Here is a 19650-nt window from a genome sequence, read left to right on the forward strand (position 1 = left end):
GCGTCCCCTCAGGCCTGTTCAGGCAGCGAGATTCTCTCGGCCACCAGCTCCACCACATGTTTGACGTACACGTTCAGCTTGTGGCGCCGCACGCCATAGGCAAGCTGCATCAAACACGACGGACAAGCGGTGGCGAGCACTTGAGCGCCGGTCTTTCGCACATTCGCCATCTTCCTGTCCAGAATCTGCTCGGACGTGTCCGGATGGGTGAGGTTGTACGATCCAGCACCTCCGCAACACCAATCGGCCTCTGGCAGTTCCACGAACTCAACTCCTGGCAGCGAGGTAAGCACCTGGCGCGGTGCGCTCCGTTCTTTGAGGTAGTGACTCAGGTGACAGGGGGCGTGGTACGTTACGCGGAGCCTCCCGGTGCCCTGAAAAGGGAGCTCCATCGTCGCCAGAAACTGCGTTGCGTCTTTCACGCGGCGCGCCACGCCCTCAGCGCGCGCCCGCGCGTCGGGGTCCTCAGCGAACAGGTGGGGATATTCCCTCAAGAACGAGGTGCAGCTTGCGCATTCGGTGAGCACGACGTCCGCTTCGATTTCGGCGATCGCATCCAGGTTACGGCGGGCAAGCGCTCGTGCGCTTTCCAGGTCGCCGTACGCATAGGGCGGCAGGCCACAGCAAACATTGTCCAACATAGTGACTGCACAGCCTGCGCTCCGCAGCAGTTTCAAGGTGGCAAGCCCCACCTGTGGCATGGCGAAGTTGATGGCGCACCCCACGAAGTAGGCCACCCGGAGGCCGTCTCCTCCGGGGGCGAGCTCTGCCTGCGTTTCCGGCATTTCACGCAAGAAGTGGCGCGGAATGCGCGGCAGCAGCGCTTCGGCCGTGGCCAGGCTCCTCCCGTACCAGCCGAGGATGCGCAACACCCGCACCAGACTGGAGAGTCTTGTGTTCTTCCCAAGCCTGGCCAGCCCGAGCAGTCGCCCCAAGACACCCGGGTCGGGCAAGAGGCGCTCGAAGATGACCTGCTGGATGGCCGGCCGCCCGAACTGCGCATAGTAAGCAGCGCGGGCAGCCGCGATGATTTGATCGGTGCGCACTTCGGGGTGGCAGTTGGTCACGCACGCATCGCACATCAAGCAACCGAATATGGCCGACTTGACCGCGCGATCCATGGGATGCCTGTTTTCGCACACGGCCCGCACCAGGTTGTTGCGGCCGCGGGCGACGTCGCGTTCAAGGTAAGTCAGGCTGTAGGTCGGGCAGGTCGGCTGACAGTACCCGCAGCGATTGCACCGCGAGGCCTCGTCATAGACTTTGAGCAAGGGGTCAAGGGACATTTACTAGCCTCCCACAAATCGGCCACCGGCAAACACGCCTCGCGAATCGAACTCCTGCTTCAGGCGTTGCATCAAGTCGAACGTCTCCGGGCGTGCGCCCCAGACGTCCAGCTGGTCCTTGGTGTCCTTCTTGGCACGCGTGAAAACTACGGAGCCTCCCTGGGCGGCGATGCCCGTGCGCAGCATCGCCAGTTCACGAGCAACCTCAAGCTCGGTGCCCTGGTCAGCGTCTATGTTTGCCGTAATGACGCCAAGCCCGTAGTGGCTCACCAGCTCTGCCCTGCAGTCGCGATTCCGCGCCACCTGTTCGATGCGCGCCAAGACTGCCTCCACCTCACTCATCGGCACGTTCACGCGAACCTGGAGTCGACCCGCAGCGCCTTGCAGCAGCTCGCCGATAGCTCTCCAGAAATGACCCCCTGGCCCTGCGGCCAGCACCCGTACCTCGGCTGCAGTGGAGCGCAGTTCGGCCTCTGCGGCACGGGTCGCGGCAGCTACCACCTGCCGCTTCCCTTCGAAGAGGAGGGCAAGCAGGTGGGCATTGGCGTGGCCTTGCAGCTCACCTACGGTAACGCCACTGAGTACCCCGGGCGAGATGACCTCCACCGCCGCCGGAGAGAGCGGCGACCGAACCATCGCCCCAGCGGCCTTGCAACAGTCTTCGCGCTCGGGGAACGCTGCGAGCACCGTCCGCGCACTTTCGGGCAGGGGCGACAGGCGCAGCGTGAGGCCGCTCAGCAGACCTATGGAACCCAGCGATCCCACAAAGAGCTTGCTGAGGTCGTAGCCGGCCACGTTCTTCACCGTCTTGCCCCCCGTCTTGACCACCGTGCCGTCGGCCAGGACGACCCTGCACCCCAACAGGAGGTCACGGACCCCTCCGTATTGCTGACGCCTGGGCCCAAAAGCATTGGCGGCAACAATTCCGCCCACCGTTGCCCTTTGCGAAACCGGGGGATCCAGCGGCAGCCAGAGACTCCTTGCTCGCACAAGAGCCTGCAACTGTTGCAATGCCATGCCCGCTTCCACCGAAACCGTGAGGTTCTCGGGGTCAAAGTCCAGCACCCTTCTCAGGCGCGTCGTGCAGATGGCCAGGTCGAAGGGCTCAGGCCTGCCGCCTATGTGCATCAGTTCCCCTGCACCCCAGACCAGGACCTTTGCTTGCTGCCGGTGGGCTTCGCGGAGCCACTGACTGAGCTCCTCCTCGCTTTGCGGCCGCACCACTGCCGAAGGGAGCACCCCGTCAACCGCGAAGCGCTGCAGAGTGCCGCTGTCAAAGCGGACTTCTGCCTTGTCGGTGAGAATCGCTCCCGACCATCGGGCTGTGCGTGCGCGGCTCATGCTGCTGCTCCTTCAGCGAGGTAGAAGCGCTCGGGGAAGACCTTCCCAGGGTTCAGCACGAAATCGGGGTCGAAGACTCGCTTGAGGCCGAACATCGCCCGCATGTCATCGTCAGAAAAGACCAATGGCATGGCGGCGATCTTCTCCAGGCCTATGCCGTGCTCGCCGCTGATGGTGCCGCCCACGGCAACGCAGACTTCCAGTATTTCGTGGCTGGCCTTGATGACCCGCTGCCGCTCGTCAGGGTCCCGAGCATCGAACATCAGGTTGGGGTGGAGGTTGCCGTCGCCAGCATGCAGGAGATTGGCATGTTGCAGGCGGTATTTGCGGGCAATGCGTCCCACCTCGCGGAGCACCAGCGGCAACTTGGCCCGTGGCACCGTGCCATCGGCAACCATGATCGACGGTCGCACGCGGGTCATTGCGCCGAAGGCACCACGTCGTCCGCTCCACAGGGCTTGACGCTCCTGTTCGTTGCGCGCAGTGCGCACCTCGCGGGCGCCGTGTTGCACGCAGATGGCCTCGATTTCGCGCGCTTGGGCGGCCAGTCCCGCACCGGGTCCATCCACCTCGATGACCAGCACCGCCTCCGCGTCGGTCGGATAACCCACCGCCAGCGATGCCTCCACCGCCTGGATGGTCAGCTTGTCCATCATCTCCAGCGTCGCGGGCACGATCCTGCGGCCGATGATGTCCGACACGGCGTCGGCAGCAGCCTCAAGCGAATCGAATATGGCCAGGAGCGTCTTGACATCCTGCGGCATGGGCATGATGCGCACAATAACCTTGGTCACCACGCACAGGGTGCCTTCTGAGCCTGCCAGGGCGCCCACCAGGTCGTAGCCGGGTACATCCAGAGCCTTCCCCCCTAATTGACACACGCGACCGTCAGCAAGAACAACCTCTAAGCCAAGCACGTGATTGGTAGTCACGCCGTACTTCAAGCAGTGCGGCCCTCCGGCGTTTTCCGCCACGTTGCCACCGATCGTAGAGACCTTCTGGCTGGCCGGGTCAGGCGCATAGAAATAGCCCAGCGGCGCCAATGCGTTCTGCAGGTCCAAGTTGTACACCCCGGGCTCGACCACGGCTCGTTGATTGGCCACATCGATCTCCAGAATTTTATTCATGCGCGTCAGTTCCAGGACAATGCCGCCCTTGGCAGGCACCGAGCCACCGCTCAGATTCGTGCCTGACCCCCGGGGCACACAGGGAATGCGCTCCTGGTGCGCCAGTGCCAGCACGCCGCACACCTCCGCCGTGGAGTGGCCAAAAACCACAGCCTCCGGGCGCATAGCGTCCATGCTGCCGTCGTACTCGTACAGGAGAAGGTCCACGGGATGCGTCAAAACGTTTTTCTTGCCCACTATCTTACGCAACTGCTTGAGGATGTGCATCGGTAGCATGGCAGTCTCCGGCGGCTGAAAACGAGGTTCAAGGGATGAGGGGGCACGGGGAACGGAGCACGATGACGCGCAAGCCATCCACGGTGAGGGCCTCCGAGAAGACCTGGCGCGTGCGGGTTTCGTTTTCGGGGTCAACCACCCGCAAGAGATCGACGCCACACGCGCTCACCAGCTCTTCCAGCGCCACTCGTTTGAAGCGCTCGCCCTGGACCACGTAGGTGCTTCCTGGATTGGGCTGAAAACCAGTGGTGGCCGAAGTCTGATTGTCGAAGATGACCACAATCATTTGCGCGCGCTCCCGTGCCGCTTCAACAAGGCCGTTGATGCCCCAGGCGAAGAAGGCGGTATCCCCCAGCACGGCGATGACAGGCAGAGTGCTCACTTGCGCAGCCAATCCTTTGGCGATGCTCACCGCTGAGCCAAGGTTGTAGGAGACATCGATGAGCGTCAGCGGTGCAAGTGCCGCCCGCATCGTGCACCCTGGATCGCCCACAATGATCGGCGGTGCATCGCCATAGACGGCGCGCAGCACCTGTTTGAGAACGCGGAAGGCGTTCACATGCGGACAACCGGCACAAAAGCCCTTTTCCGGCGGGCGCTGGCTTGCCTCCTCATAGGGAAAGAAGGGGCGCGCTGGAGCAAATCGCGGCTCGAACTGTGAAAGAATCTCCTCCAGCTGCCAGCGGAAAAGCTCGCTGCGCGGCGGCACAAGGCCGGTGAGGCGCCCCTTCACCTCGACATTCAACCGGCGCATGTGCACCAGCTCCAGCAAGGCCCGCTCCACCAACGGCGCGCTCTCCTCCAGCACTGCCACCTCCTCGCACGACTGGAGGATGCCCAGAAGCCACCCGCTGGGCAGCGGCGCCGGGGTCCCCAACTTGCAGAGCGTGAAGTGGCCGCGTGCCAAATCGCCCACGATGTCTTCCACCTCGGCGGCCACGTGCCCAACCGCGACCACCGCTCGCCGTGCACTGCCGTGTACTTCATTGAAGAGCGAATGCGCGAAACTCTCGGCAATGCGCTCCCACTTCCAGCGTAGACGTGCGCTGCGCTCCGCAGCGGCAGCTGGAGTGGCAACCCACCGCCCTTGTTCGCGCGCAAAACGTGCCGCTGGCGGAGGATGCCGGACAAGCCTGTCCACCACGACCTCGCCTCGCATCTGCGCGTAGGCCAGCACGATGCGCACCATCACTGGAACTTGGTACTCCTCAGAGAGGCGAAAGGCCTCCTCCATCATCTCTGCGCCTTGCGCGGGTGTGGCAGGCTCCAGCACCGGCACGTGGGCAAGGGCAGCGACGGTCCGCGCGTCGATTTCGGCATTTGCCTCCACCGTGCCCGGATCGTCGCCAGCAAGGACAACGAGCCCGGCTCGGATCCCAGTCGCCGCCGCGACAACAAAAGGGTCAACCGCGGCCGCCAGGCCGCCCCCGGGCAGACAGACCAGCGAGCGGCAACCCAAAAGAGAGCTGCCCACCGCCTCCTCGAGTGCTGCCACGGGACTGATATTCCACTTGGCGCGCACGCCACGCGTCTGCCCGGCTGCACCCAGCAGGTGAAGCGTGCGCGCACCCGGGCGCCCAGGGAACCCACCCACCAATTCCACCCCTGCACGGAATGCCCCTAAGGCGAGGGCCTCCTCACCCGAAACCTCCCTCCGTACGGCGGTAACACGACCCGTGGTTTGCATGGCTGCGTCTGTTCCCCCCGGAGCAGCAGAGAGTCACATCACTTCTGGCTCTGGCGACGCCTCTCCAGTTGGCTGACCGCCTCAGCAAGCGTCCGCTGATTCCACTTGACCTTGTGGCGGCTGCGGAGCTGTTGGAGCACCTCCGCCTGCAGGGCCCAGGTCCGAGTTCCCACCAGCCAGTTGTAAGCACGGGCTCGCGCCTGGGCGTAGGTCAACCCTTTGTACTTTCCCTCTTTCTGCTCCTGGTACTCCTTCAGGACTTCCTCTTCGCTTACCTGCACCTTGCTGGTGACAAGCCTGCGGCGACACTCCTGCATGACAATGCGATCGGTGATCTCGCGCGTCTTCTCCTCAAACTCCCGGCTTGAAGCGAGCCCCAGTCCCTTTGCTTCTTCGTACAGCAGTTCCGCGAAGAGCGCTCGCTTGGCAAAAGCCACAAGGTCCTCCGTGCAGTTGAGGGGCACCCTTTCGCTGAGGTCAAGCTCGTTGTAGTGCCGGAGCAAGTCGATGACTCGCCACCGCCCGGTCGCCCATGTGATTGCTTCTGTCTGCAAGCTAATGCCAGGAGCGCGCGCCGGATCCAGATGGCTCGGCACCGGCCCCTCGCCGGGAACGTACATGTTGACGAAGTAGCGTCCAAGGGTGTCGTTCACTGTCACGCGCCACCGCTTGAACAGGTCTTCTACCCATCCGTCCATGAACTGGCTCGTCTTGGCCACCCGCAGTTGCATCTCCAGCTCACGGCGTACCTGAGCATACGGGCGAGGCTTGAAACCCCGTTTGTCAATCAGTTTCACGATGTGGTAGCCGATGGCCGTCTTCACCGGGCGAGAGATCTCGTCGATGCCCAGCGAAAAGGCTACCTCCTCCAGCGGCGGGGCCAAATAGCCGCGCGTGTAGTAGCGGGTCATTTCCCCGCCATTCAATGCGCTGGGAATATCGGCTGAAAACCGCCTGGCAATGGCGGCAAAGTCTGCGCCCCTTCGAAGCGCCTCGTACAGGGAGTCCGCCATGCGCTCCGACTTGAGCACTATTTGCCCGATGAGCACTTCCTCGTTGAGCTGCGCGTACAGCCTGTGGAGTTCCGGTTCTGTGATCTCTATCTTCTTGGGCGCCACCGCACGGTACAGCGGTCCGTTGGGCATGGTCAAAAAATCACGCTTTTCTGACTCGATGCGGCGCACCACAGCACTGTCGCGCTGCAATCCCATGCGGTAGCCCTCAGCCCGAAAGAGGAGTTCCCACAGCATGGTGTTGTCCACGAACTCCTTGAGGGCTTCTGGCGTGATCGGTTTCCCCACTTGGAAGTCGCGCGTCCACCTGTAGCGGTCTGCTACGCTGCGCACGTCCAGCGAGTGCCGACCGACCCTTGCCACCACCTCAGGCCCGCGCGATTCGCATGCCAGCAAGAGAAGAGACACGACAAGTGCCACAGCAACCGCAATTCGCCTCACCGACAAGCACCTCCTCCGTCGCTCCGTGTTTGTGCACAAAGACCAAAAAAGGCCATCTCCAGGCTGGATCTGGCCTCGGCCATGGTCGATTTACAGGCGTGGGCCCTGCAGGGCTCGAACCTGCGACCTACGGATTATGAGTCCGCTGCTCTACCGGCTGAGCTAAGGGCCCAGGTGTCGTCGCACGCGTTGTTATTATAGCAATAATCGTCGAGAATTTCAACAGCTTTTTTGCACCGGTGTACTATGTCAGCGTCCGGAACGGGTCACTTCGAAGCGTGCCTCACCAAGGAGGCGGCCCGCACCATCCCGCACTTCCACCTTCCACGTTCCCACCTGGTCAGGCCTGATGGCTTTCTTGCTCCACGTCCGCCACCGCTGGTCCTCGACGCTCAGTGGCACCGAAATCTGCGTACGCCCCTCGTATTGCCAGTCATGGTAGACCACCTGGGGCCCGGTGGCCCCTTCTATCAGGGTGAAGCAGAAAAGCGAGCCAACCTGCGGCGAAAAGCGCGTGTCCACACCCACCGGGCGCAATTCCTTTATGTCGCGGCAAATTGCGATCTCGGCAACCCGCAGTCGTGAGCGCGAAACACCTCTGGACGAAGACGGTTCGCTCCTCTCCCGCTCTGTGCGCGACTCTGTCCTCACTTCCTGCCGTGCGCGGCGCACGCCTGCCGTTTTGTTCTTCGGAAGGATTATTTGGCACAGAACAAAGAGCGCCACCAGTGCCACGAACAGATAGCTCAGCTTGTTCAGCATGCTCGTGCCCTTCCTCCGAAAGCGGCTTCTCTCTGTCGAGGCGAAAACCCCCGCGGCCTGCTCGCGGTGCCGCTCTCTCTGCAGCCAGGGGTGCCCCTCATCCTCTCTTCTTGCCGGTGAGGTATTTCACCATCACCAGCTTGTTGCCGAGAACCGGGTCGGCCTGATAGCGAAGCTCATCCACCGAGCGGCGAATGATGTGCAGCCCAAAACCGCCGGTTTTCCGATGGTCTGCCGCCTCGTACACGTCGTAGGATTCGCTGACCTCCTCCTTGAAGCTCTCCCCTTCGTCATGGACAACAACGGTCAGCTTCTCGTCGTTGTAGCCCACCGCCACAGAAATCCACTGCGTTGGATCGCCATGGTAGGCGTGTTCGATAACGTTCAAACACGCCTCGTACACGGCAATCTTCAACTTGGCGATTTCTCGCTCCGGCATGCCCGCTTGCGTCGCGAGTTCCGTGACGAAGTTGCAGACCTTGTACAACGCTTCAGGCTGACTTTGAATGCGAATGTGTTTCTTGCCTTGACTCTCGTCGCGCTCCGGTGCTGCAGGGGGCGATGTAGCCAAGTTGGCCGTCTCGCGCTCCAACGCCGCAGCCGGTTTTTCGGCCACGGGTGCGCGCAAGGCACGCAGCTCGCGAAATGCCTCGCGCTCGTCGCTATCGATGGACAGGTAGGTCAATGGGCTGAAGGTCAGGATATTGTTTTTCGCGGTCTGAGTGAGGTTGACCAGGCGGACATCGCCACCTGCTCGCCGGGCGCGCGCCGTGGCCTCAAACAGCGTGACGATGAAGCTGGAGGACGGAAAGCGCACGCGCGACATGTCCACGACGATCTTGTACTGTCCCCGCTCGAAACAGCGCTCAAACGACTTATGCACCTCTGCCACCGCCGAGGGGTGGCCTGCCTCCGCCGCCGGGCGGAGCCGCACCACCTCCGCACGCTCACCGATCTTCTCGACCAAGCTGTCGTCTTCAGCCATCTCCCTCACTCCACCACGTCTCCATGGCCCGCTACAGGATGCGCATCAAGGCATAGCCGGCCGATAGCAATACCCCGACGGCCGCGTGAATCATGATCGTGGCCCCGTTGGCTGGCGTCAAGGCTTGTGGTACGCTGTGGTAGGCCCTGGCCACCTTGATCGCCCTGGCTGCCAAGGGCACGGTCACCAGCACCAGCAGCACAGGCCACGGCAACAGCCCAGCAACGACGCCACCCACCACAGCTACATACGAGAAGACAAGCATCATTGCGTACACATGCGCTGCACGTTCCCGCCCCAAACGCACCACCCAATGCCGCTTGCCGACCGTGGCATCTGCGTCTGCGTCCTGAAACTGATTGATGAAGACCACCGCCGCGATCAACACTGCGAGCGGCAGCGAGGCCACCACAGGCTCCCAGGCCGTATGCCTGGTCTGCACGTAGTAGGCGCCCAGCGTCATCAGCGTGCCGAAGTTCAGTCCTATGGCCAGCTCACCAAGGCCGCAGCTGACCAGCGCCAGCGGCGGGAACGTGTAAAAGAAGCCGCTCAGCAGTCCGATCCCGCCAAGGACCAGCACCCCATAGCCGACACGGAACAGAAGGTAGAGCCCGATCAGACAAGCCAGCGCGTACAGAACTATCGCCTCGCCGAGCACCTCCTTTGGTGTGAGTCGGCCGCTCTGGATGAGACGGCTCCCGCCTGTGAACGGGCGCACGAAGTCGCAGTTCCTCTCGTCCGCCCCGGTGAGGTGGTCGAAATAGTCGTTGATCACATTTGTACCAGCGTGCAGCAACACACCCCCGAGCAAGGCGAGGCCGAAGAGAAGGCGGTCGCATACCTCTTCCCTCACCCAGGCAATTGTAGTTCCCAGCACCACTGGCAGGATGCTCGCTGTGAAAAACGGCGCGCGCAGCTCTGCCAGAAACGCGCCAAACTTTCCTCTCATCAATCCCTGCCTCATTCCTTCTCCTTGCCATGATCTCCGCCGACACTCGACCGCTGCGAGAGCTGGGCCAAATGCTCCGCGAGCAGCTCCCGGCGCAGCACCTTGCCAATCAGCGATTTAGGCAAAGCATCCCGAAACTCGATCTCCTTGGGCAGCTTGAACTTGGCCAGTCTCCACTGGCAGAACCGAAGAATCTCGTCGGCGGAAAGGTGTGCCCCTGCCTTTGGCACAATGTAGACTTTGACGCGTTCGCCGTAGTATTCGTCCGGAACGCCTATTGCAGCCGCCTCATGCACGCATGGGTGCTCGTAGAGAACCTCCTCTACCTCCCGCGGGTAGACGTTCAAGCCGCCGGTGACTATCATGTCCTTCTTGCGGTCGACGATGTAGAAGAAGCCTTCCTCGTCCATGCGGGCAATGTCACCGGTGGCCAGCCAGCCGTTCTGCAACACTTGCGCCGTCTCCTCAGGATTGCGCCAATAGCCCTTCATCACCTGCGGGCCACGAATCAAGAGTTCACCAACCTGGCCAGTGGGCACGGGCCTCCGCGTTTCCAGATCGACGACGCGCGCATCGGTCCCAGGCCACGGAAGGCCAATGGAGCCGGCCTTGCGTTTGCCATGGATAGGATTGCAATGAGTAACTGGAGAGCACTCCGAAAGACCGTAACCTTCGACGAGCCTGCCGCCTGTGAGTTGTTCGAATTTCGTCTGCACCTCCACTGGCAAGGGCGCTCCGCCGCTGATGCAGACCCGCACCGATGCCAAGTCGAACTTGTTGGCCTTGGGATGGTGGTTGATAGCCACATACATGGTCGGCACGCCAGGGAAAATGGTGACTCGGTACCTGTGAATTGCCTTTATCACTTGCATCGGCTCGAAACGCGGCAAGAGCACCATCGCCGATTTGCACTGGATAGCCAAGTGATGGCAGGCGGTCATGGCGTAACTGTGAAACAGGGGGAGAACCGTCAGAATCACCTCCTGCCCATCCTTAATGTCCCAGACCCAACGACGCGCTTGAAGAGCGTTCGCCACGAGATTGACATGGGTCAACTCCGCTCCTTTGGCAAGTCCTGTCGTTCCCCCGGTGTACAGCAAGATGGCCGTGTCTTCTGGACGAAGGTCCACCTGGGGCACCAGCCCGTCGCCCCACGAAAGCACTTCCCGAAAGTGATACAGACCGTCCCGCGAAGAGAGCCGGAGGCGCTTCCTATCCTTGAGCCGCTTCATTGAGTACAGCAGCCTCAGCACCGGTGGCAGGAAATCGCTAATCGAGGCTACGATGACGCTTTTGATCGGAAGATGTTGGCGGATTCGCTGCAGACGCGGCAGGAGAAGGTCAAGGATTACCACCGTCTCAGCGCCGCTGTCGTGCAGCTGGTGGGCAAGTTCTCGCTCGGTGTACAAGGGATTGGTGGGGACCACCAGCGCTCCCAGTTGCAGGGTTGCCCAATGCGCGACGACGTATTGCGGAATGTTGGGCAGCACGATGGCCACGCGCTCCCCCCTGCGCACCCCTAGCCGGTGCAGGGCGCTCGCTAAGCGGTCAACCAGGCTACCGAGTTCGCGATAGGTGATCGCCCGGCCCAAAAAGTGGATCGCTGTGCCCCCAGGCCGTTCGGTAACAGCAGAGGACAGCAGATGGGTAATCGGTATGCCGGGGACATCAAGCGTCCGACTGACTGCCTGGTCGTAGGAGGTGAGCCACGGTCGTTCCATGCTGCTCTCCGGATGCACCAGCCGCCACCACTTGCTCAGAAGGGGTTGCTTTGTTACGCGTATCAAATGTAGTAAATCGTCCTGGACGGCGCAAGCAAAAAACGGTCTTGTCCCTCACGTCTAGGGCCGCCTCCAGCCGCCACTCAGCCCGGTCCCTGCCGCTGTCGCCAGCGTGAGAGGTGACGGGAACGGAGACTCCGCACCTGCTCCTGGCTCTTTTTAGCGCGCTTCGTCAACCAGGCGACCAGGGCACACAAGAGGAGAATCACGACAAGCTTCAGCACGGCAGCGCCTCCAAGGTGTATTGCCCGTGAGGCATTGTCTCGGCATTGAGACAAACGAACGGTACTTCGCCGCTTCCACGGACGATGGCAACGTCACTTACACGCCCGCGACGCTGGCACCCACCTTGCACCCTAGCGCGGGCCAGTCCAGCAGCGGAAAAACACGTGGAGAGACCAATGACCGACATCGAAGTCAAGCAGTTGATCATCACCTGTGAAGCATGCGGGTACGTCAGGCATTTCACCGTTTCCGGCTCGGAGGACTGTCAGCAAATCTTCAACGAGTTTCAATGTCCTAACAATTGCGGGCGAAACCTGTACAGCTACATCACCGTAGGCACATTTCGCCGCCAGACGGTGGCCGCGAGTCAGGAGCCGGCGGGAGCGTGGACGATGCGGGAGTTATGATGTGGGAACTCTCCACTCGCGGTGAACAAAAAAGGGCCTTCGTCAAGGCCCTTTTTGCTTGCTTACAGTGGAGCTGAACGGATTTGAACCGTCGACCTCTTGTCTGCCAGACAAGCGCTCTCCCAGCTGAGCTACAGCCCCTCAACGCGGCGAAAAAATAAGCATTCCCGCCGAGAAAATCAAGTGGAATTTTTGCCGCGCAGTGATCACATCGGTCACCACGCTCATCTGCTAACTCCCAGAGGAACGGGCCTCCTTCCCAGCCAAATGTTCCACGGCCGAACGGAGCCAGGCCACCGTGGCGGGCAAATGCTCTCGCTGCCCTCCTGCCACCTCCACAAAGTGGGGGCGTCCGCCTCCTTTGGCGCCGAGACGAGTGCAGAGTTCCGGGACGAGCGCCCGTAGGTCAGCACCGGAAAGCCTGGTACCCACCGCCAGGTGCACGGCCGGGGCCGACTGCGCCAAGATGACTGTTGGGATGCCGCCATCGAGGAGTTGGAATGCCAGTTTGCGCACGAGCGCCCAGTCGAGGCCCTCCAGTTCTTCCACCACTTGGAGTATCGAATCCGGTTGAGTCGAGAGAAGGCTTTCCCGCAGGGCAATCAGAAGGCGCTCCTGACTTGCGCGAAGTTGCCTGGTGGTGTTTTGCAGCTCCTCACGCAACTTGCGCACTGAGGACAGTACCTCCCCTTCGCCAGTCGTCAGCTCGCCAGCCAACGCCTCCAACGTCGCGGCCTTCTGCCCATAGTCGCGCACGGCGCGCTTTCCCGCCACAAAGCGAAACCGCAGATGTCCCCGGAGCTTCTCTCTCCCCACAATCTTCACCAGGCCGACTTCCCCAGTTGCGGCCACGTGCGTTCCACTGCAAGGGTCAAGGTCAAAATCGGCAATCTCGATCAGGCGAATGCGGCCGTTGACTGCGGGCCTCTTGCGCAGGGGAAGCTGCGCGGCTTCATCCGCCTCCACAAAGTAGCTGCGCACGGGGCGATTTGCCCAGAGCACGCGATTAGCAAGCTCCTCCGCGGCGGCGAGGGTTTCCTGGTCGATCTCGCCAAGCGCAAGCTCCAGGGTAGAAACCTCCTCGCCCAGATGGGAGGAAAGAGTCTGCGCACCGGTCACGCGCAAGAATGCCTGGGCCAGGACGTGGAAAGCAGTGTGCTGTTGCATAAAGTCAAAGCGGCGCTCCCAGTCCAGGCTGCAGCGCACGTTTGCCCCCTCGGCCACATGTCCGCGTACCTTGTGGATGACCACCCCATCCTCTTCAACCACATCTTCGACTGGGAATCCGGCCAATTGCCCGGTGTCATGCATCTGTCCGCCTGACGTGGGGTAAAAGGCAGTTCTGTCCAGTATGACGGCACAACCGTGGTCGACAGGCCTCACCTCGACGACTTGCGCCTCAAATTCTCGCAAGTAGGCATCAAGCCAGTAAAGTCGCTCCGTCATCTCGCTTTGTCACCCGCGCCGCAGTATCGCAGCACCCACTTTCGTGTCGCTTCACTTGGGACGTGCACCTGGATTCTGCATCAGAGAGGCGCGCCACTCTTCCAGCCGCTTCTTGTGCTCTTTCAACACTGCCACCATCTCAGGATCGTCAGGAAAAGAGTCATCTAAGGGCTTGTCTTTCGCGCTAAACGATGTCACTCCTTGTTCATCGATCTGCGCGTTGGCCACGCGCGCCAGCTTGCCCTGTCGTCCCCCGGGCAGGAACAGCACACCATTCTCCAGCGATGCCTCCTGGTTCTGGTAGCCTGAGTTGCCCACCACCACGACGTGAATGCCCTCCACCTTCTCGACGAGCTCATGGGCTTCACCCCAGGTCATGAAGGTGAGAAGAACAATAGCATCGCACTGTTTGCGAAGGGCAGAAACTGCGTTTTGCACCTCAGGCACTGGGTCCGCAAAGCGGGCCTTTTCCGTCCCAGGAGGCGGTTGCCAGCTGAGCTCGTAAGATGGGCTAACCCCGATGACGCCGATCGAAAGCTCCCGCTTGCTCCCTGCAGAAGGAACGCGCACAATGCGGTACGCAGGAAGCAGCCTGTTGCCCTTCTCGCCATAGGCATTGGCTGAGATCAAAGGCACGCCGTCTTTCTTGCTCTGTTCGACCAAGGGGAGCGCGCCATGCGCAAAGTCCCGCTGGGCGGCGTTGATGGCGTGATACCCCATCTTGGTGAGCCCCTTGAGGATGTATTCCGCCTTGAACTTATTGAGCGTACCGGCCCCGGCGTTGAATCCCCCGGCATCGACAAGGAGCCACTGGGTACCTTTCATCTGTTGCTTGATGTAACTGGCTCGCCGAGCCAGCCCGCCGGCGCGGCCTTCACCTCAGCCGCACGGCTCCAGGTAGCCGCAGATGTCGGCCGAGTAGAAGATGGTCAGCTCGACCTTTTCGCCCGGTTTGACCTCAGGCGCGCTCGCCCCGAAGAGCACACACGCCACCGCCGCAAACAGCTGAAGCATGCTTTTCCTGTAAGACATCATGAACCTCGCCATACTCCTCCGCTTCCTGACGCGGGAAATATAGAAAACTTCACACAAAATGCAAACCCTTTTGTGTCCCGTTCAGGGGCCTTCTGGAGCTCGCAAGGGTCGCGGCAGCCGGGGCATGCGTCGGCGTAGCCACTTGGTGGACAGGGCCAGCACACAGGCAATGGACGGCTGGGGGACGCGTTCGCGTGCTACCGATGGTCTGGGTTCCGGCGAGGCAACTCTTCCCTCCGGGCTTGTCTCTCCGCAGTCCAATAAATCCCATCATTGACAAAACGCCTGCCTCTGCTCAGGGCAAAGGCGGGCGCATGTGGTTCTGGCTCAAGAAGGTCGGTCGCTGCGAAGGCGCGGGACACTTTGGCCCCAGTCCAGCCTAAGAGCGCGGAGAGCGGCCTCGCGGGAGAAATCGAGACGCGCCATCGCTCCCTTTGCTCGGGCCGAGTGGTTTGCGCTCGGAGTGATTTGGAGCCTTGTACGCCCCACTCGTTTGTGTCTCGTTCCCCGGCGCTGGGCGTGCCTCTTGACTCTGGGCGCGAACAGGCACCGGCGCAGCGCTACGCACGCGAGCCTGGCCTTCAGTTCTCGGCTCACGTTGCCGCTCCTGATTCCTTGGCGCAAAGACCTGGCGTTCCACAGGCGGCTGCTGGCCCCGAGGACTCCGGTTCCGCAACCCCTGGCCTTCCTGGTCGTGCGGCACACGATGGTGAGACCGAGCCGCCTCAGCGCTACCCGGTGTGGCCTGAGGACCGGTGCGTTCCCAGACACGGGGATACCCCGGCTGTGCTGACTGTCCTTCTGGCCGGGATTCTCTCTCGGAGGAGACTTCACGCGCTATCCTCTGCCGCGAGTCGTCCGGCCGACCAAGTCTTACAGGGTCGTTGTCATGACTCCGCCAGGATTCCACAGCCTTCACCCAAGCGGGAGGTTCTGGCGCCGGTGAGGCGCGGAACTGCCGCGGACGTTCAAACGGCCGCCGCTCGGGAGGTTGACGCTCCGGCTGCCGTGGCACATAGCGGTCCTCCCCCCTGCGCGGAGGAAGCCGGTAGAAGCCATCGTGCCGAGCCCACAGACGGTCGTAGAGTGGGCGCGTCACCAGGCGCACTTCCCAATAGCGCGGATGCCAAATCGGGTAGACCGGCACGTAGCGCCGCTCCACGTAGAACCAACAGTAGCCCACCCCGAACCGCAGGCCCCATCCCCACCCTTCTGCGATCTTGGCGTTGATGTTGAAGATTGCCACGTATGGCTCTACGACCACCGGAGGGTAGTACCAGCGCTGGTACACGGTTACCCAGCCGCGCAGGGCAGGATGCGGGCGCAGCCAAGTCGGCACGCGGAACGGCACGGGGCTTGCCAACACGCCGATATAGCCAACTCCCGAAGGTCCGAACACGGCCAAATCGGCCTCTTCGACCAAGTCGTTGACGCAATAGACCAGGCCGCCCCTGGCAAAGAAAGCTCTGCCGTAAGGTGCAGGGAATAGAAGGTAAACGTTGCCCTCGGTGTCTATCTCGTAGCTCACCAGGTAACAATCTTCTGGTGCCCTGAAGTAAACTCGAAAGGGATCCCCCGGCAGGTAGAAGAAATCCTCGCCGCGGTCGGTCCAGACTTCCACCGCCATCGAATAGTCGATGGATGAGCGGGCTGGCACTGCCAGCATCGCCACCGCCGCAACGGCGGCAAGCATCACCAATGTGCGCTGGTTCATCTGCCTACCCTCCTCTGCTTGTGGGTGGACTGCCCGGGAGTTCTGACCAGTCTCTCCCGGCTGCCACTCGCCTTGGGTGCAAATGCCTTGCCAGCTCGACAGAGGAGGCTCTTGGCGCCTCAAGGCCTTGGTTTCCCACTCGTTGCAGGCGGGCAATTTAGGCTCTTGATTTCGGACGGGGCACGACGGACGATGCGAGAGGAAAAAAATCGCACCACCTTGCTCATCTTGTTATCAAGGCAACAGGACTGCCCGGCTCGTTCAGCTGACCTTGATGGCCAGGGCAATGGAGAGGAATTTCGTGTCGTCGCTATCTGCCCGCGAGGAGAGCACCACAGGTGCCTTCGCACCGACAACGATGCCGGCACAGCGGGCTCCAGCGAGCACCGTGAGAGTCTTGTAGAAGCAGTTACCCACTTCGATGGTCGGCATGATAAGTATGTCCGCGTCGCCACCCACAGGACTTGCGATCCCTTTGACCTCGCAGGACTTGGCGCTCAGGGCATTGTCCACCGCCAGCGGGCCGTCAACAAACGCCCCCTGGATTTGGCCACGCTCGGCCATTTTGGCGATAACAGCTGCGTCGGCAGTGCAGGGCATGCCTTCGTGGTTCACCTTCTCCACTGCAGCGATGAGGGCCACTTTTGGCTTGGTTATGCCCAGCCGATGCGCCACTGCAATCGCATTCTGCACAATCGCCACTTTCGCCTGTAGGTCGGGATAGACATTCATTGCCGCATCGGACATCAGGATCAGCTTGGGGTAAGAGGGCACTTCAAAGGCGGCAAGGTGCGAGAGGATCCCGGAGCCGCGCAAGCCTTTCTCTTTGTCGAGAATACCCTTGAGGAAGGTAGCGGTTGAGCAGCGACCTTTCATGAGCACGTCTGCGGCGCCAGTGCGGACGAGCTCCACTGCCCTGGCCACTGCTTCAGCTTCGCCCTGGGCATGCTCAATGAGCAACCCTGCCCCATCGACCCCTGCCTCTTCGGCTGCCCGCAGTATGGCCTCTCTTTCGCCCACCAGCACCGGCTCGGCAACGCCCTGCACGCGGGCGTGCGCTACCGCACGAATGGCATCCTCCTCATCGGCCATTGCCACCGCAATCTTCTTGCGGCCGACTTTCTGCACCTCTGCCACCAACTGGTCAAAGTGCCTGATCATCCTTCCCTCCACTGCGAGTCCGTCCATGCCGTGCCATTCCAGTGCCTGCTCAAAGAGGTCCAACTGCCATCAAGCTTCATAGCGATTCATCACGCTCATCGTCGACACCTTCGTTGAGCGCTTTCCAGATGCGCTCAGCGAGTGGGCGGGGAATGCCGCGCACGCCAGCGATCTGTTCGATACTGGCCTGCCGCAGAGCATCCACAGAGCCGAAGACAGCAAGTAGAGCCTGCCGCCGCGCACTGCCGACGCCCGGGATGAGGTCCAGCGCTGACTCGAGCGTGCGCTTGTTCCGCAGCAGGCGGTGGTAGGCAACGGCAAAGCGATGCGATTCATCCCGGATGCGCTGCAGGAGCTTGAGCCCCGACGAGTAGCGCGGGATGTTCTGCGGCTCCGAGCTGCCCGGCACAAAGACCTCGTCGAGCCGTTTGGCCAGAGCCACCACAGGCAGCTGCAAGCCGAGAGAGGCAAGCACCTCCTGCGCCACGGCCAGTTGCCCCTTGCCACCATCAACCAGCACCAAGTCGGGAAGTTCCTGACCCTCGTTTCGTAGGCGCGTGTAGCGCCGGGTCATGGCCTCGCGCATCATCGCATAGTCATTTGGGGTCTCAGGGCCCCGTATTTTGAAGCGACGATACTGGCTTTTCACCGGTTTGCCGTTTCGGAAGTAGACCATGGAGGCGACCGCCTCGCTCCCACTGATGTTGGAAACGTCAAACGCCTCGATCACCCGAGGAGCTTTGGGCAGACGAAGGTCCTGCTGCAGTGCTGCCACCGCCCGCGAGACGTGCTCATGCTGACTGGCCTTCTGCAGTTTGAGCTCGCCCAACAGCAGCTCTGCGTTGCGCAGACACATCTTCACCAGTTTCAAGTCCTCCCCCTGGTCCGGAAGCTTGAGGGTCACCGGGCCCTTGCGCTTCGCCGAAAGCCAGCGCACCACTTGCTCCTGTTCCAGGATCTCGCATGGCACAAAGACCTCGCCCGGGATGTACTCGCTCTTGACGTAGTACTGCTTGAGGAAAGAGGTGGTGACCGAGGGCAGCGATTCCCCGGTAGCGCCCGACATGTAGAAGTGTTGACGACCTACCAATCGCCCTTCGCGCACTCTGAACACCACTCCGCACGCGTCATCGCCGGCGATAGCGGTGGCCAGGATGTCGCGGTCCAGCGCCAAGTTGCTGACCACCTTCTGTTTCTGGCGGAATTCATCTAAGGAGGCCAAGATGTCGCGGAGCCTTGCAGCCTCTTCGAAACGAAGCTGGGCGGCAAGTTCGTGCATGCGTGCCCGCAGGGCTTCAGCGACCGCGTCGCTTCGGCCATCGATGAACTGCACGACATAGTCCACCACTCGGCCGTACTCGGCCTGTCCCACGTGGCCCTCGCATGGACCCAAGCACCGCTTGATGTGGTAGTCGAGGCACACCTTGAACTTTCCCTGGGCGATCGACTCTTCAGTGAGCTCATAGGAACAGCTCCGCAAGGGGAAAATGCGGCGGATGGTCTTCAGCAGGTCTCGCAGGCCGTTCACGTCGGTATAAGGGCCAAAATAGCGAGAGCCGTCCTGCACAACGCGGCGTGTAGGAAAGACGCGGGGGAATGGTTCGTTGGTGACCCTCAGGTAGGGGTAGCTCTTGTCATCCTTGAGGTTGATATTGTACCGCGGCCGATACTCCTTGACGAGATTCGCCTCCAGGATGAGAGCCTCGACCTCGGAGTCGGTGACCACCGTCTCCAGGTCCCGGATCTGGCGCACCATGGCCTGCACCTTCGGCGACTCGGAAGCTGGCCGGCTGCCGAAATAGGACCTCACCCGTGAGCGCAGGTTCTTGGCCTTGCCGACATAGATGACCTTGCCCAGCCTGTTGCGGAACAGGTAAACACCGGGCCTCTCTGGAAGATGAGCAAGCTTGACCTCCAGAGGCACCAACCTGTGGTCATCGGCCATGCCGGCCTTTGTGGAATCGTCTGACATGCTGAGAAGTAGACGAACCCGCCCTGGGGGGACCCACGTCAC

The 19650-nt window shown here is 61.7% G+C and carries 16 protein-coding genes and 2 tRNA genes; 1 reads left to right on the forward strand and 17 read right to left on the reverse strand.

Features of this window, described 5'->3' with window-relative positions; genetic code table 11:
- Positions 1-8: 8 nt before the first annotated feature.
- The 10 genes from NUW13_00435 to NUW13_00480 form a co-directional block, all read right to left on the reverse strand.
- Positions 9-1286 (reverse strand): (Fe-S)-binding protein, encoded by a 1278-nt coding sequence (locus NUW13_00435; GenBank protein ID MCR4437496.1) that lies wholly within the window; start codon positions 1284-1286, stop codon positions 9-11.
- Between the two features lie 3 nt (positions 1287-1289).
- Positions 1290-2627, reverse strand: coding sequence for an FAD-binding oxidoreductase (locus tag NUW13_00440; GenBank protein ID MCR4437497.1), 1338 nt, complete (start codon positions 2625-2627; stop codon positions 1290-1292).
- Complete coding sequence (locus tag NUW13_00445) at positions 2624-4030, reverse strand: FAD-binding protein (protein ID MCR4437498.1); 1407 nt, start codon at positions 4028-4030, stop codon at positions 2624-2626. Before NUW13_00445 ends, NUW13_00440 begins: the two co-directional genes overlap by 4 nt.
- 28 nt (positions 4031-4058) lie before the next feature.
- Positions 4059-5717 carry a thiamine pyrophosphate-dependent enzyme gene (locus NUW13_00450; protein ID MCR4437499.1) on the reverse strand — a complete coding sequence of 553 codons (1659 nt, stop codon included), beginning with the start codon at positions 5715-5717 and terminating at the stop codon, positions 4059-4061.
- A 38-nt stretch (positions 5718-5755) separates the two neighbouring features.
- Complete coding sequence (locus NUW13_00455) at positions 5756-7171, reverse strand: peptidylprolyl isomerase (protein ID MCR4437500.1); 1416 nt, start codon at positions 7169-7171, stop codon at positions 5756-5758.
- 99 nt (positions 7172-7270) lie between these two features.
- Positions 7271-7343 (reverse strand) — tRNA-Ile (locus NUW13_00460).
- A gap of 77 nt (positions 7344-7420) precedes the next feature.
- Positions 7421-7933: a DUF2914 domain-containing protein gene (locus tag NUW13_00465; GenBank protein ID MCR4437501.1), complete on the reverse strand. Its 513-nt coding sequence runs from the start codon at positions 7931-7933 to the stop codon at positions 7421-7423.
- 97 nt (positions 7934-8030) lie between these two features.
- On the reverse strand, positions 8031-8918 hold the full coding sequence (locus NUW13_00470) for an ATP-binding protein (GenBank protein MCR4437502.1): 888 nt from the start codon (positions 8916-8918) through the stop codon (positions 8031-8033).
- Positions 8919-8949: 31 nt separating this feature from the next.
- Entirely contained in the window at positions 8950-9867 is a 918-nt protein-coding gene (gene menA, locus NUW13_00475; GenBank protein ID MCR4437503.1) for a 1,4-dihydroxy-2-naphthoate octaprenyltransferase, read from the reverse strand.
- An 11-nt stretch (positions 9868-9878) separates the two neighbouring features.
- Positions 9879-11588 carry a long-chain fatty acid--CoA ligase gene (locus tag NUW13_00480; protein MCR4437504.1) on the reverse strand — a complete coding sequence of 570 codons (1710 nt, stop codon included), beginning with the start codon at positions 11586-11588 and terminating at the stop codon, positions 9879-9881.
- Between the two features lie 461 nt (positions 11589-12049).
- Between NUW13_00480 and NUW13_00485 the strand changes: the two genes are divergently transcribed.
- The gene (locus tag NUW13_00485; protein MCR4437505.1) at positions 12050-12280 is read left to right on the forward strand and encodes a hypothetical protein; all 231 of its coding nucleotides are present in this window, start codon (positions 12050-12052) and stop codon (positions 12278-12280) included.
- 68 nt (positions 12281-12348) lie between these two features.
- Here the strand turns inward: NUW13_00485 and NUW13_00490 are convergent.
- From NUW13_00490 to uvrC, 7 genes are all read right to left on the reverse strand, one after another.
- Positions 12349-12421: transfer RNA gene (locus NUW13_00490), tRNA-Ala, on the reverse strand.
- A 90-nt stretch (positions 12422-12511) separates the two neighbouring features.
- Entirely contained in the window at positions 12512-13726 is a 1215-nt protein-coding gene (locus NUW13_00495) for an alanine--tRNA ligase-related protein (GenBank protein MCR4437506.1), read from the reverse strand.
- Between the two features lie 51 nt (positions 13727-13777).
- The gene (locus NUW13_00500; protein ID MCR4437507.1) at positions 13778-14551 is read right to left on the reverse strand and encodes a hypothetical protein; all 774 of its coding nucleotides are present in this window, start codon (positions 14549-14551) and stop codon (positions 13778-13780) included.
- Between the two features lie 54 nt (positions 14552-14605).
- A complete protein-coding gene (locus NUW13_00505; GenBank protein ID MCR4437508.1) occupies positions 14606-14740 on the reverse strand; it encodes a hypothetical protein in 135 nt (44 codons plus the stop codon).
- A gap of 400 nt (positions 14741-15140) precedes the next feature.
- Positions 15141-16475, reverse strand: a complete 1335-nt coding sequence (locus NUW13_00510) for a DUF4384 domain-containing protein (protein MCR4437509.1) — start codon at positions 16473-16475, stop codon at positions 15141-15143.
- 261 nt (positions 16476-16736) lie between these two features.
- Positions 16737-17663, reverse strand: coding sequence for a bifunctional enoyl-CoA hydratase/phosphate acetyltransferase (locus tag NUW13_00515; protein MCR4437510.1), 927 nt, complete (start codon positions 17661-17663; stop codon positions 16737-16739).
- Between the two features lie 49 nt (positions 17664-17712).
- Entirely contained in the window at positions 17713-19650 is a 1938-nt protein-coding gene (uvrC, locus tag NUW13_00520; protein MCR4437511.1) for an excinuclease ABC subunit UvrC, read from the reverse strand.

Source organism: candidate division KSB1 bacterium (assembly GCA_024655945.1).
GTDB lineage: Bacteria > Zhuqueibacterota > Zhuqueibacteria > JANLFK01 > Oleimicrobiaceae > Oleimicrobium.